General features: G+C 73.4%; 14 protein-coding genes. 7 read left to right on the top strand and 7 right to left on the bottom strand.

Going from position 1 to position 13065, the window contains the following annotated elements:
- Positions 1-25 precede the first annotated feature (25 nt).
- The 3 genes from IE275_RS27030 to IE275_RS27020 all read left to right on the top strand — a co-directional run bounded on the left by IE275_RS27030 (position 26) and on the right by IE275_RS27020 (position 2723).
- A complete protein-coding gene (locus IE275_RS27030) occupies positions 26-445 on the top strand; it encodes a DUF7144 family membrane protein (protein ID WP_189714015.1) in 420 nt (139 codons plus the stop codon).
- 27 nt (positions 446-472) lie between these two features.
- Positions 473-1825, top strand: coding sequence for a diacylglycerol/lipid kinase family protein (locus IE275_RS27025; RefSeq protein WP_373299290.1), 1353 nt, complete (start codon positions 473-475; stop codon positions 1823-1825).
- Between the two features lie 64 nt (positions 1826-1889).
- Positions 1890-2723 carry a class II glutamine amidotransferase gene (locus tag IE275_RS27020; protein WP_189714014.1) on the top strand — a complete coding sequence of 278 codons (834 nt, stop codon included), beginning with the start codon at positions 1890-1892 and terminating at the stop codon, positions 2721-2723.
- Here the strand turns inward: IE275_RS27020 and IE275_RS27015 are convergent.
- The 3 genes from IE275_RS27015 to IE275_RS27005 all read right to left on the bottom strand — a co-directional run bounded on the left by IE275_RS27015 (position 2704) and on the right by IE275_RS27005 (position 5858).
- The gene (locus IE275_RS27015) at positions 2704-4491 is read right to left on the bottom strand and encodes a SulP family inorganic anion transporter (RefSeq protein ID WP_189714013.1); all 1788 of its coding nucleotides are present in this window, start codon (positions 4489-4491) and stop codon (positions 2704-2706) included. The genes IE275_RS27020 and IE275_RS27015 overlap by 20 nt on opposite strands.
- Positions 4492-4589: 98 nt before the next feature.
- The gene (locus IE275_RS27010) at positions 4590-5369 is read right to left on the bottom strand and encodes an SDR family NAD(P)-dependent oxidoreductase (protein ID WP_189714012.1); all 780 of its coding nucleotides are present in this window, start codon (positions 5367-5369) and stop codon (positions 4590-4592) included.
- 99 nt (positions 5370-5468) lie between these two features.
- The gene (locus IE275_RS27005) at positions 5469-5858 is read right to left on the bottom strand and encodes a VOC family protein (protein ID WP_189714011.1); all 390 of its coding nucleotides are present in this window, start codon (positions 5856-5858) and stop codon (positions 5469-5471) included.
- A gap of 174 nt (positions 5859-6032) precedes the next feature.
- Between IE275_RS27005 and IE275_RS27000 the strand changes: the two genes are divergently transcribed.
- A complete protein-coding gene (locus IE275_RS27000; RefSeq protein WP_189714010.1) occupies positions 6033-6683 on the top strand; it encodes a PadR family transcriptional regulator in 651 nt (216 codons plus the stop codon).
- 112 nt (positions 6684-6795) lie between these two features.
- On the opposite strand, the gene IE275_RS26995 is transcribed toward IE275_RS27000, so the two are convergent.
- Positions 6796-7224 carry a type II toxin-antitoxin system Rv0910 family toxin gene (locus IE275_RS26995; protein ID WP_189714009.1) on the bottom strand — a complete coding sequence of 143 codons (429 nt, stop codon included), beginning with the start codon at positions 7222-7224 and terminating at the stop codon, positions 6796-6798.
- A 312-nt stretch (positions 7225-7536) separates the two neighbouring features.
- Here IE275_RS26995 and IE275_RS26990 point away from each other — a divergent pair, with 312 nt between their 5' ends.
- Complete coding sequence (locus tag IE275_RS26990; protein WP_189714008.1) at positions 7537-8235, top strand: Clp protease N-terminal domain-containing protein; 699 nt, start codon at positions 7537-7539, stop codon at positions 8233-8235.
- Between the two features lie 73 nt (positions 8236-8308).
- Entirely contained in the window at positions 8309-9319 is a 1011-nt protein-coding gene (locus IE275_RS26985) for an EamA family transporter (RefSeq protein WP_189714007.1), read from the top strand.
- An 18-nt stretch (positions 9320-9337) separates the two neighbouring features.
- Here IE275_RS26985 and IE275_RS26980 read toward each other — a convergent pair whose 3' ends face one another.
- Together IE275_RS26980 and IE275_RS26975 are read right to left on the bottom strand one after the other, a co-directional pair.
- On the bottom strand, positions 9338-9970 hold the full coding sequence (locus IE275_RS26980; RefSeq protein ID WP_189714006.1) for an FMN-binding negative transcriptional regulator: 633 nt from the start codon (positions 9968-9970) through the stop codon (positions 9338-9340).
- The gene (locus tag IE275_RS26975; protein ID WP_189714005.1) at positions 9970-10653 is read right to left on the bottom strand and encodes a pyridoxamine 5'-phosphate oxidase family protein; all 684 of its coding nucleotides are present in this window, start codon (positions 10651-10653) and stop codon (positions 9970-9972) included. Before IE275_RS26975 ends, IE275_RS26980 begins: the two co-directional genes overlap by 1 nt.
- A gap of 35 nt (positions 10654-10688) precedes the next feature.
- Between IE275_RS26975 and IE275_RS26970 the strand changes: the two genes are divergently transcribed.
- Entirely contained in the window at positions 10689-12020 is a 1332-nt protein-coding gene (locus IE275_RS26970) for an aminotransferase class I/II-fold pyridoxal phosphate-dependent enzyme (RefSeq protein WP_189714004.1), read from the top strand.
- A gap of 60 nt (positions 12021-12080) precedes the next feature.
- Here the strand turns inward: IE275_RS26970 and IE275_RS26965 are convergent, their stop codons facing one another.
- On the bottom strand, positions 12081-13064 hold the full coding sequence (locus tag IE275_RS26965) for a DMT family transporter (protein ID WP_373299287.1): 984 nt from the start codon (positions 13062-13064) through the stop codon (positions 12081-12083).
- Position 13065 lies beyond the last annotated feature (1 nt).

The raw sequence follows: 13065 nt of genomic DNA, 5'->3' as shown, positions 1-13065 counted from the left end.
AACGACACCGAATCGAGGCAACGGGATGACACACGCCACGCAGAAGGCGCCGTCCGCCAAACGACAGTGGGCCGAGGGCCTGATGGTCTTCGCCGCCGTGACCCTCATGATCGTCGGAGTGCTCGACATCTTCCGGGGCATCATGGGCATCGCCGAGGACGACATCTTCGTCACCACTCAGCAGTACGTCTTCAAGTTCGATCTCACCGGGTGGGGCTGGATCCATCTGGCCCTCGGCGCGGTCGCGGTGATCGTCAGCCTGGGCCTGTTCCAGGGAGCGGTCTGGGCGCGCTGGGGCGGTGTGGCCATCGCCTCGCTCGTCATCATCGCCAACTTCCTGTCCCTGCCGTACTACCCGGTCTGGTCGGTCGTGATGATCGCCTTCTCCGGGTTCGTCATCTGGGGCCTGTGCGTGGCACGGCCCAACGAGCCCGCCGAGCTCTAGCCCACGGGACCGGTACCGGTGCGTCACGTGCGAAAGGACGGTTCCGGGGCGGGCGAGCCGCGTGGCGGGTCCGCCCCGGGCCGCGGCGCGGGCAGCGCCGCCTGGGCGCGGCTCGCCCTGCTCGCCCTGGTGGCGAGCGTGCTGGTGCCGCTCGTCGCCGCCGGTCTGCGCAGTGTGCTGTGGGCGCTGGCCGGCATCGCCGCGCTGGCCCTCGCCGCCGTCGGCGCCTGGTGGGCGCTCGCCCACACCGGCGCCGTACGCGTCGCCGGTGCCGCCCTGTGCGTGGCCGCGCCGCTCGCCGTCCTGGTGCTCTACGCCGCGTACGGCATGCTCGGCCCGGCGCTGCTGTCCGTGGCCCTGTGGGCGCTGGCCATGTCCGCCGCCCGTGCCGCCACGGCACCGGCGCGCATGGCCGGCCCGGGCGGGCGGGGGCCCGCCGAGGCGCCCCGGCACGCCTGGATCCTGATGAACCCGCGTTCCGGCGGCGGCAAGGTCGGCCGCTTCGACCTGGTCCACCGGGCGCGGGCGGCGGGCGCGCAGGTCGTCCTGCTGGGCGAGGGACGGCAGGACGTGGCCGCGCTGGCCCGGCAGGCCGTCGCCGAGGGAGCCGACCTGCTGGGGGTGGCGGGCGGCGACGGCACCCAGGCCCTGGTGGCCGAGGTGGCGGCGCGGCACGACCTGCCCTTCGTGGTGGTGCCCGCCGGTACCCGCAATCACTTCGCCCTCGACCTCGGCCTCGACCGCGACGATCCGGCGGCGGCCCTGACCGCGCTGACCGACGGTGTCGAACTCCGCGTCGACCTCGGGTTCGCGGCCGACCGGGTGTTCGTCAACAACGCCTCCTTCGGCACGTACGCGGCCGTCGTGGCCGATCCCGCCTACCGCGACGAGAAGGTGCAGACCACGCTGCGGACCCTGCCCGGACTCCTCACCGGCGCGGACGCGCCCCGGCTGCGGATGCGGGCCGGGGATCTGCGCGCCGAGGGGCTCCAGGCGCTGCTCGTCAGCAACAACCCCTACCGGCGGGCGGTCGACGCGTCCCGTCCCGGACGCCGGGAACGGCTGGACTCCGGGCGGCTCGGCCTGCTGGCCGTACGGGTCGACAGCGCGGCGCAGGCCGCCGGGATGATGCGCCCCGGCGGTTCCGCGAGCCTGATCAGGGCCACCGCGACCGAGGCCGTGGTGGAGGCGGACACGGGCACCGTGCCGGCCGGGATCGACGGGGAGCACGTCCTGCTGCCGGCGCCCGTGGTCTGCCGGATCGACCCGGGGGCGCTGCGGGTCCGCGTACCCCGCGACCGCCCGGGAACCCCGGCCGGGGGAGCGGCGGCCCACTGGCCGCACATCGCACGGCTCGCCCTCGGAAACCGGAAGAGGTGAGACGACACCGGAAGCGGCGAAACCCTCAGGAAACGCGAGACGATCACCAGGAAGGCAGTGGACCATGTGCCGATGGCTCGCCTACTCGGGAACACCCATCCTGCTGGACACCATCCTCTACAAACCCCAGCACTCGCTGATCGACCAGAGCCTGCACTCCCGGCTGGGCGTCGAGACGACCAACGGCGACGGGTTCGGAGTCGGCTGGTACGCCCCCGACGTGGAAGAGCCCGCCATCTTCCGGGACATCGGCCCGGCCTGGAGCAACCGCAACCTGCGCGAGCTGTCCGACCACGTCCGCTCCTCGCTCTTCTTCGCGCACATCCGTGCCACGACCGGGACGGCGGTGCAGCAGACCAACTGTCACCCCTTCCGCCACGGCCGCTGGTTGTGGATGCACAACGGGGCGATCAACGAGTTCCATCAGATGCGGCGTGACCTGGCGCTGGCCGTGGACCCGCGGCTCTTCCTGGAGATGGAGGGGTCGACGGACTCCGAGATGATGTTCTACCTGGCGCTCACCTTCGGTCTGGAGGAGGATCCGCCGGGCGCCGTCGCGCGGATGGTGGGCTTCGTGGAGCGCACCGGTCATGAGCACGGCGTGGAGTTCCCGATCCAGATGACGGTCGCCGTGAGCGACGGACAGCGGCTGTGGGCCTTCCGCTACTCCACCCAGAAGCAGTCCCGGTCGCTCTTCTACAGCACCGCCGTGCAGACGCTGCGCGAACTCCACCCCGATCTGACGTTCCTGCAGGGGGTGTCCGACGAGACCCGTCTGATCGTCTCCGAACCCCTGGGCGACCTCCCCGGCGCCTGGAACGAGGTGCCCGAGAGCAGCTACGGCGTGGTGGAGCCCGGCGCCGACGTGCTGAACGCCTTCACTCCGCAGGCCGCCTAGCATCCCCGTCCCCGTCCCCGTCGCCGTCCGCCGGCTCCTCCGGCTGCCACCGCGCCCCGGTGCGCAGCCGGAACGCGGTCACGGCGGCCTCCACGGTCGGGAAGAAGTGGCGCGGATCGATGGTCCCGGTGAGCCCGTACCGTTCGATCTTGCTCCGGACGGGGTCCTTCAGCTCGGCGAAGACCAGATGGACGTGCTCGGCGTTCAGGGCCTCGTCGAGCTCCTCCAGCACGTCCGCGGCGGTCGTGTCCACGTCCGTCATGGGCTCCGCCGCGATCACGATCCAGCTGGGGCGCGGCTCGGTGCGGGCGAGCCGCAGGATCTCGTCCCGGAACGTCCGGGCGTTGGCGAAGATCAGCGGCGCGTCCCACCGGTGGAGAACCAGCCCCGGCAGCCGCTCGGCCCTCGGGTAGGAGCGCGTGTCGTGGTACCCCTCCAGGCCCCGTACCCGCCCGAGGACGGTGTTGTACGGCCACCAGGTGCGCCGGAACACGTTCAGCACCGACAGGGCCACGGCGATCGCGATGCCCTCCAGCACGCCGAGCAGGGCCACGCCGGCGAAGGCGGCGACCGACAGCAGGAATTCGGTCCGGCGCTGGCGCCACAGCCGTAGCGAGCCGGGGATGTCGGCCAGGGACAGTGACGCGGTGATGACCACGGCGGCCAGGGCGGGCTGGGGGAGGTTGCGGAACAGGCCCGGGGCCAGCAGCAGCATCAGGACGATCAGGGCCGCGCCGACGACCCCGGTGAGCTGGCTCTTGGCGCCGGTGCGCTCCGCCACCGCCGTACGGGATCCGCTGGCGCTGACCGGGAAGCCCTGGAACAGGCCGGCCGCCAGGTTCGCGGCGCCGACGCCGGCCATCTCCTGGTTGCCGCGGACCTCCTGGCCGGTGCGGGCGCCGAAGGCGGAGGCGTTGGAGATCGTGTCGGCGAGGGAGACCAGGGCGATGCCCAGCGCACCGCCGAGCAGGGGGGCGACGTCGGCGAGGCGGACGTCGGGCAGGGTGAACGGCGGGAAGCCCTCGGGGAGTTCGCCGACCAGGCTCACCCCGTGCTCGCCCAGGTCGAAGGCGGCGGCCACGGCGATCGCGAGGATCACCATGACGAGCACGGCGGGCACCTTCGGCAGCAGCCGTTGCAACCCGAGGATCACCACGATCCCGCCGCAGCCGACCAGGGCGGCGGCCGGCTCCACCGCGCCGTCGGCGATCTTCTCCACGACGCCGACGCACTCCTCGATCAGGCTGTCCGCGTCGACCTTGAAACCGAGGAGCTTGGGCAGCTGGCCGATCAGGATGGTCAGGGCCAGGCCGTTCATGTAGCCGATCATGGTCGGCTTGGAGATCAGGTCGGCGATGAAGCCGAGTCTGGCGACCGAGGCCAGGATCATGATCCCGGCCACCATGATCGCGAGCATGGAGGCCAGCGCGACCGCCCGGTCGGGGTCGCCGTCGGCGGCCACCAGGGGCAGCACGGTGGCGGCGATCATCGGGCCGAGGGAGGAGTCCGGCCCCAGCACCAGGATCCGGGACGGTCCGCACACCGCGTAGCCCAGCAGGCAGAGGATCGTCGTGTAGAGGCCGGTGATCGCCGGGAGCCCCGCGAGTTCGGCGTACGCCATGCCCTGCGGCACCAGCAGGGTGGTGAGGACGACCCCGGCGACCAGGTCCTTCACCAGCCACTCGCGCCGGTAGGACGCCAGCGCCCGGACCCCGGGGACGGCCCGCCACCGGGGACGCGTCCCGTGTCCGCCGTTCTGGGTCGTCATCGGCCCTCCTTCCCCGTCACGTCTCCCTGCGAACCGTCGCACGCCGGGCCCGGCCCCTGCGGCAGCCCGCGCCCCGTGCCGGGCGCGGGCACCGCGGCTCAGTGGACCGAGAAGCCGCCGTCGACGAAGATCGACTGCCCGGTGACATAGCCGGAGGCCCGGCTCGCCAGGAACACCGCCGCCCCGGCGAAGTCCCCGGCCAGGCCGTTGCGGCCGACCATCGTGCGCGCGGCCAGCGCCGCCACCCGCTCCGGGTCGGACGACAGCCGCGCGTTGAGCGGCGTCATGACGAAGCCGGGCACCAGCGTGTTGCAGGTGACACCGTGCGACGACCACGCCTCGGCCTGGGAGCGGGCGAGCGACTCCAGCGCGCCCTTGGAGACACCGTAGGCGCCGCTCTGCACGAACGCCCGGTGGGCCTGCTGGGAGGTGATGTGGATGATCCGCCCGAAGCCCCGCTCGGCCATGCCGGGGCCGAACCGCCGGCCCAGCAGATGGGGTGCCTCGAGGTTCACCGCCATCGTCGCGTCCCAGACGTCGTCGCCCAGCTCGTCCAGCGGCGGTCGCAGGTTGATCCCCGCGCTGTTGACGAGGATGTCGGGCTCGCCGAACGGCTCGGCCGCCCGCTCCGCCGCCGCGCGCACTCCCTCGCGGGTGCCCAGGTCGGCGCTCGCCCAGGCCGCCCGGCAGCCGTCCTTCGTCAGCTCTTCGACCGCGGCGGCCAGTTCCGTTTCCCGGCGCGCCACGATCACCACGCTCGCCCCCGCCCGTGCCAGCGCTCCGGCGACGGCCCGGCCGATGCCGGAGCTGCCGCCCGTCACCACGGCGACCCGGCCGTCCAGCGAGAACAGTTCGGAGAGGTAGCTCTGCGAGTCCATGTCCGCAGCCTAGGCGGGGCGTTGCCGGCGGCCGTGGCGGGGGCGTCGCCGGTGGCCGTTGACCACTGCGTACGGCGCTGGGGCTTGGCAGCAGGCCGGTCAGACGAGGTAGTCCGCGCGTCCCTCGTCGTCGAGTTCGAAGGGGCCTTCGGGGATGACGCAGAACTCATTGCCCTCGGGATCCGCCATCACCAGGAACCCGCCGGCGTCGTACTCCTCCAGTCGGCGCCCGCCGAGCGCCTCGACACGCTGTTGCTCCGTGAGCGGGTCGGGTGAGGTGACGTCGAAGTGCATGCGGTTCTTCCCGGACTTGGGTTCGCCGGTGCGCTGGAAGCCCAGGCCCAGGCCGTTCTCGCGCTGAAGCCATACGTAGGGCCCCATGCGGCCCACGACCGGCCGGCCGAGCAACTCGGACCAGAACGCGGCAAGCCGCTCAGGGTCGGTGGCATCGACGATGAGGGCATTGATCTGCATGCGTGAGTCCGCCATGCCCTGATCCTCTCAGGGCGCACAGGGCCGCTCGGTGCCGGTCGCCGCTCGCACGGTGCGCGGCCGGCGGCCGTGTGCGGGGCGGCCGGGATCGGAGCCTTGTCAGGCGAACTATTCCGATATATCGTTGACGCATCGCGACAGATCAACGATCGAATGAATGGAGTGGTGGCGATGCGTACCCACGGATACGAGCGTGGACATGGACAGGACGGCCCCTTCCGGCGTGGCCGGGGTGGCTTCGAGGGCGGGCGCGCGGCCTTCGGGCCCTTCGGTCCGGGTGGTCCGGGCGGACCGGGCTTCGGTCCCGGTGGACCCGGCGGCTTCGGACCGGGCTTCGGCCCCGGCCCCTGGGGCGGACGAGGGCGTGGCGGACCCAGGGGGAGGGCGCGGCGCGGTGACGTACGGGCCTCGATCCTGGCCCTGCTCAAGGACCGGCCGATGCACGGCTACGAGATGATCCAGGAGATCGCCGAGCGCAGCGGCGGGGCGTGGAAGCCCAGCCCGGGCTCGGTGTACCCCACCCTCCAGCTCCTGGAGGACGAGGGTCTGATCAGGAGTGAGAGCGAAGGCGGCAAGAAGCTGTTCGCGCTCACCGACGAGGGCCGCACGGCCGCCGAGGAGGGCCCGGACGCCCCCTGGGAGGAGGCCGGTCGCGGGGTCGACTGGGAGGCGCTCGGCGAGATCCGCCAGGCCGGCTTCGGTCTGATGGAGGCCTTCGGCCAGGTCTGGAAGACCGGCAGCAAGGAACAGCGCGACAAGGCCCTCGCGGTCATCAACGAGGCCCGCAAGAAGCTGTACCTGATCCTCGCCGACGAGGACTGACGGACCCCCGCCGTGCCACGGCGGCGAAGGCGCCCGCGGAACGATCCGCGGGCGCCTTCGCGTACGGCCGGACGCGCCGGTCCGCGGGGGGCGCCCGGCGCCACGGCCGCGGTCAGCCCACCAGGCCGCCCAGCTTGCGCAGCGACTCGTTCAGGGCGGCCGTGCCGGAGTCCTTCAGCTTGCCCGCCATCAGCGACACGGCCGCGCCCGTGAACTCGCCGTCGATGCGGACGGTCGTGGCGTCGCCGTCGGGTGTGAGGGTGTAGCGCGTGGCGACGTTCACCGCCATCGGGCCCTTGCCGCGGATGGCCAGCACCCGGGCCGGTTCCAGCTCCGCGACCGTCCACTCGACCTCGGCCGGGAAGCCCATCAGCTTCATGTTCTCCTGGAAGGTCGCACCCACCTCCAGGGCCTCGGGGCCGCCCTGCGGGAAGTTGGTGTGGGTCGCGTTCCACTCCCCGTACGCCGGCCAGTCGGTGAGCTGGGCCCACACCTTCTCGGCCGGTGCCTGGATGCGTGCCTCCGCGCTGACTTCGGCCATGCGACCACCTCTTCGTGTCGGGCAACTCCGGCTGCGTCGTCCTGCGTCGTCGCGGAAAGTAGCCCCAAGGCCGCCAACATTCAATACTGATGAACCGTCAGGTATGCCGGTGGGCTGTCGGCCGACGGTGGCCGGGCCGCAGGAGCGTGCCGCAGGCGCGTGGCGCAAGGCGGCGCGCGCCCCCGAGAGGTGAACGGCCTGATCTCCTCCGTAAGGAGGAGATTCCGGCCGGCCCGGTCCGCTCTGCGTGGGACGCCGAAATGGTTCCCGGCGGGGATGCCCCGGCCCGCCGGGACTGATGGGGTGGGGGATGTGCAACCCCGTATCCCCCGGCAGTCGACCCATGAACGGGCGCCCCACGGTTCGGACGACGACCCCAGGCTCGGTGCCGAGCCCGCGGCGGCGGTGGCGGCCGCGCGCCGCCGGGCACTCAGGGACGGGGACCGGCAGATCGACACGGCCCATCTCCTGCACTCGCTCCTCGAACACGACCCCCAGGTGCGCGCCGCCTTCGACGGCGGGCCCCAGATCGCCCGGCTGCTCGGCTACCTCGTGCAGCGCAGCATCGGCTACGGCCTGCGCTGGCAGAGCGGGGTCGAGGACTCCGGCGCCCTGCCCGTCGTCGCGGAGGCCGGTGCCCTGCCCGCCGTCGCGGAGGCCGGAGTGCTTCCTGTGGTCGCGGAGGCCGGTGGTCTGCCCGCGGTCGCCGAGGCGGGCGCCCTGCCCGTGGTGCCGGAGGCCGGTGTGCTGCCCGCCGCCCCGGCCGTGACCGCCGTCGAGGGATTCTCGCCGCTGGCCGCGGCCGCGCTGGAGCACGCCTGCGAGCGGGCCGCCCTGCGCGGCCCCGCCCCGGCCCGCGGTGTCGATCTCCTCGTGGCGATCGTCGTCGATCCGCAGGCGCGGGCCGTCGAGGTCCTCACCCGCGCCGGCGTCGACGTGTACGAACTGCGCGCCCGCGTCGAGCGGCCCGCGCAGGACTGTGCCGGGGACGGTGACGCCGTCCCCTACTGAGCGTTCCGGCGCGGGTCCAGCCGGTGAGACAGGTGTCAACGGGGATGACGCTCATGTCATCGCCTGTCATCATGTGCCCGTGCATAGTTCTGTGAGCAGTCAGGGCAACCGCGGAAAGGGCATCGGGCTCGGTCTGGCGGTCGGGTCGGCCATCGCCTTCGGCGGATCCGGAGTCGCGGCCAAGCCGCTGATCGAGGCGGGCCTCGACCCGCTGCACGTCGTGTGGCTACGGGTGACCGGCGCGGCCCTGGTGATGCTGCCGCTCGCCGTGCGCCACCGCGCGCTGGTGCGCCGCCGCCCCGCGCTGCTCGCCGGCTTCGGTCTGCTCGGCGTGGCCGGGGTCCAGGCCTTCTACTTCGCCTCCCTGTCCCGGATACCCGTCGGTGTCGCGCTGCTCGTGGAGTACCTCGCGCCCGCGCTGGTGCTCGGCTGGGTGCGGTTCGTGCAGCGCCGGCCGGTGACGCGGGCCGCCGCGCTCGGCGTGGTCCTCGCGGTGGGCGGGCTCGCCTGCGTGGTCGAGATCTGGTCGGGGCTGGGCTTCGACGCCCTCGGCCTGGCCCTCGCGCTGGCCGCCGCCTGCTGCCAGGTCGGCTACTTCGTCCTCTCCGACCAGGGCAGCGACTCCGGCGCCGACGCCCCCGACCCGCTCGGGGTCATCGCGTACGGCCTGCTCGTCGGCGCCCTGGTGCTGACGGTCGTCGCCCGCCCGTGGGGCATGGACGTCTCGGTGCTCGCGCACGGCGCCGACATGAACGGCACCGATGTCCCGGCCTGGCTGCTGCTGGCCTGGATCGTGCTCGTCGCCACGGTCGTCGCCTATGTGACCGGCGTGGTCTCCGTACGCCGGCTCTCCCCGCAGGTCGCCGGTGTCGTGGCCTGTCTGGAGGCGGTCATCGCGACCGTCCTGGCGTGGGTCCTGCTCGGCGAGCACCTCTCGGCGCCGCAGATCGTGGGCGGGGCGGTCGTGCTCCTCGGCGCGTTCATCGCCCAGTCGTCCACGCCCGCCAAGGGCTCCCCGGAACCGGTGGCGGGTGTCGCCGTCACCGCCGTACGGGAGCCCTCGCCCCACGAGACCGCCGTCTGAGCCACCGGCGGCCGGGGGTCACGCCCCGGAGCGCCGCAGCAGGTGCGCGCGTGCCGCCGGGTCCCCGGGGCCGCCGCGCGCCGCCAGCCCGGCCGCGATCCGGTCCCGCACCTCGGCCGGCCGGTGGTTCGCGTACTTGAACTTCGCCCGTACGCCGGTCACCTCCAGCCGGATGCCCCGGATCCCGGCGAGCAGCCGGCCGTACGGCGCCTCGCCCACCGCCGCCCGGGCGGAGCCGCCCTCCGGCTGGAAGTGCCCGACCTGACGGTTGAGGAGCTCGGCCTTTGCGGCCGGGTCGTCCACGATCCGCGCCGTGCACCGGAGCTGGACGGCCGCGTAGAAGCTCGTGGGCGTGCCGTGCTCGGCGGGCCCGTCCGGGGCCGCCTGCCAGGGGCCGGGCACGTACACGTAGTCGTCGACCACGCTCAGCAGCACCACCGGTTCCGCCTCCAGGGCGGACCACAGCGGGTTGGGCCTGGCCAGATGGGTGACCGCCTCGCCGCGACCGGGGTCGTAGGCGAAGTGGAGCGGCTGGACGAACGGGGGCTCACCGAGCGGTCCGTTGACGGCGAGCTGGCCGAAGTCGCGCGTCGACAGCCAGTCCTGCCACTCGGCGTCGTCGTGGGGGGCGTCCCAGGGGTGGACGAGCATCACGGCACCGCCAGGTAGTCCGGGAGCCCGGTGCCCGGCGCGAGGTCGGCCTCGGGGAGCGGGGTGCCGTAGCCCTTGAGCAGCGGGACGACGCCGGCCCAGTGGGGGAGGGAGAGGTCCTCGGGCTCTTCGTTCACCCCGCCGGTGCGGGTCTTGGCGGAGACCTCGTTCAGGTCGAGGCGGATCACCGCGGTGGCGGCCAGCTCCTTCTTGTTGGCGGGCCTGGAGTCGGCGGCCCGGCCCGGGACGACGTGGTCGACCAGGGCGTCGAGCGCGGCGAGCTTCTCCTGCGGGTCCGTGACGTCGTACGCGAGGCCGTGCACCACGACCGAGCGGTAGTTGATCGAGTGGTGGAAGGCCGAGCGGGCCAGGACCAGACCGTCCACGTGCGTCACTGTCAGGCACACCGGCAGCCCCGGGTCGGCCTGCCCCGTCATCCGCAGCGGCCGCGAGCCGGTCGAGCCGTGCACATAGAGCGTCTCGCCGACCCGGCCGTACAGCGTCGGCAGCACCACGGGCGCCCCGTCGCGGACGAAGCCCAGGTGGCAGACGTACCCCTCGTCGAGTATCGCGTGCACCAGCTCCTTGTCGTACGACGCCTTCTGCGCGGACCGGGTGGGGACCGTGCGGTCGGTCGGGGTGTAGGCGGCGGGCCGGTTCGTCGTCTCCTGGGTCCCCTGCATGGCGTTCTCCATTGCACTAGTGCATAATTGGCTTTGTGCTAGAAGAGTATCGGATCACCGGACGGCGTGCAGCGGACATTTCCGCGAGCATCGAACGCGCGGTGGGCGAAGGCGTCCTGGAACCGGGCCAGTCACTGCCTCCGATGAGGGAACTGGCGGTCACGCTCGGGGTGAACCCGAACACCGTCGCGGCCGCCTACCGCACCCTGCGCGAGCGCGGGGTCATCGAGACCCATGGCCGGCGGGGCAGCCGGGTGCGGCCCAAGCCGGCCACCACCGGCCGGGAGAAGGTGCGCGTCGACGTGCCGGAGGGGGTGCGCGACCTGGCGGACGGCAACCCCGACCCGGCCCTGCTGCCCCCGCTCGCCGGCGCGTTCGCGGCGGCCGCCGAGCGGGGCGACCGCGAGCCGGTCCTGTACGGAGCCGACCCCGTGGACCCCGAGCTGGCCCGCCTCGCCAGGGCCGGACTCGACGCCGACGGGGTGCCCGCCGGGCCGCTCACCGTGGCCTCGGGCTCGCTGGACGCGGTCGAACGCGTCCTCGCGGCCCACCTCAGACCGGGGGACGGGGTCGTGGTCGAGGACCCCGGATGGGGCCGGACGCTCGACCTCGTCCCGGCGCTCGGGCTGCGCACGGTCCCGGTCGGCGTCGACGACGAGGGACCGCTGCCCGAGCGGCTGCGGGCCGCGCTGGAGGGCGGGGCGAGCGCCGTGCTGGTGACCGACCGGGCGCAGAACCCCACCGGCGCGTCCGTGAGCGCCGCCCGCGCCCGTGCCCTGCGGGCCGTCCTCGCCGACCACCCCGGCACCCTGCTGATCGAGGACGACCACGGCCACGGCATCGTCGACCTCCCCCTGACCCCCCTCGCCGGCGTCACCAGGCACTGGGCCTTCGTCCGCTCGGTCGCCAAGGCGTACGGCCCCGACCTGCGGCTCGCCGTGCTGACCGGGGACGACGTCACCGTCGACCGGGTGCGCGGGCGGCAGCGGCTGGGCCCGGGATGGGTGAGTCTGCTCATGCAGCGGGCGGTGGCGCGGCTGTGGGCGGACGGGGCGGTGGACGGACCCGCGGTGGCCGCCGCGTACCGGGAGCGGCGCGACGCGCTCATCGGTGCGCTGGCCGCGCGCGGGGTCGCCGCGCACGGGCGCAGTGGGATGAACGTGTGGGTCCCGGTGCCGGACGAGACGGGTGCTGTCGCGCGGTTGCTGCACGCGGGGTGGGCGGTGGCGCCCGGCGCGCGGTTCCGCTCGGCGGCTCCTGCGGCGATCCGGATCACCGTTTCGACACTGGCCGCGGGGGAGGTGGGGCCGTTGGCGGACGCGGTGGCGGCGGCGGTGGGCCCCTCGCCCCAGCGGAGTTACGTCTAGGGAGTCAGGTCCGGAGAGTCAGGTCTGGGGCGTCACGTCGGGGGAGTCAGGTCTGGGGCGTCACGTCGACGACTTGCCTCTGGCCTGCGTCAGCGCCGCCCCCGCGAGAACGATCACCGCCCCCACCGGTGTGCTCCAGCGAAGCGACTCGCCCAGCAGGGCGACCCCCGCCCCGGTGGCGATGACCGGGATGAAGTACGTGACCATCTGCGCGGTGGTCGGCCCGACCTCGGCGACCAGGCCGTACTGGATCAGCACCGCCAGCCCCGTGCCGAGCGCGCCGAGCGCGGCGATCGCGAGCAGCGGGACGAGCGGGAAGCGGCTCGGGAAGGAGGTGAACAGCGGGGTGACCACGGCGAGTTGGAGTGTGCCGAGGAAGAGCTGGGCGCCGGTCATCGACAGGGCCGAGGAGCCGGTACCGGCCAGGGTGCGGCGGACGTGGATCCAGCCGATCGGGTAGCTCAGCGAGGCCAGCAGGGCCATCGCCGTGCCCCGGGCGTCCAGGCCGTGGAAGCCCTGCCAGGCGCCCAGGACGGTCAGGACGCCGAGGAAGCCCAGGCCCAGGCCCGCCACCCGGAGCCGGGTGGGCCGGTCCTCGGAGAGCGCGACGACGGAGAGGGCCATGCCCCACAGCGGGGAGGTCGCGTTGCAGATGCCGGCCAGCGTGGACGGGATGGTCAGCTCGGCGTAGGCGAACAGGGAGAACGGCAGGGCGTTCAGCAGGAACGCGGCGACCGTCAGATGGGCCCAGGTGCGTATCCCGCGCGGCAGCCGCTCCCGCTTCACCGCCATCGCGGCCGCCAGCACCGCCGTACCGAACACCAGCCTGCCCAGGGTGACCTGGAAGGGGGCGTAGCCGTTCGTGCCCACCTTGATCAGCAGAAAGCTGAAGCCCCAGATCAGGGACAGGGCGCCGAAGCGCAGCCGCCAGTCGAGGGTGCGGTGGGGGCGGGCGCCGGTCCCGAGGGGGTCCCGGGTGGTGGTGGCGATGGAGGTGGCGGTGGTCATGGTCCCCACGATGCCGCGATAGATCTCGTAGCACAAT

The sequence above is a fragment of the Streptomyces phaeofaciens genome (genome assembly GCF_014648915.1).
Lineage (GTDB): Bacteria > Actinomycetota > Actinomycetes > Streptomycetales > Streptomycetaceae > Streptomyces > Streptomyces phaeofaciens.
This window is presented reverse-complemented; position numbering and strand designations above follow the sequence as displayed.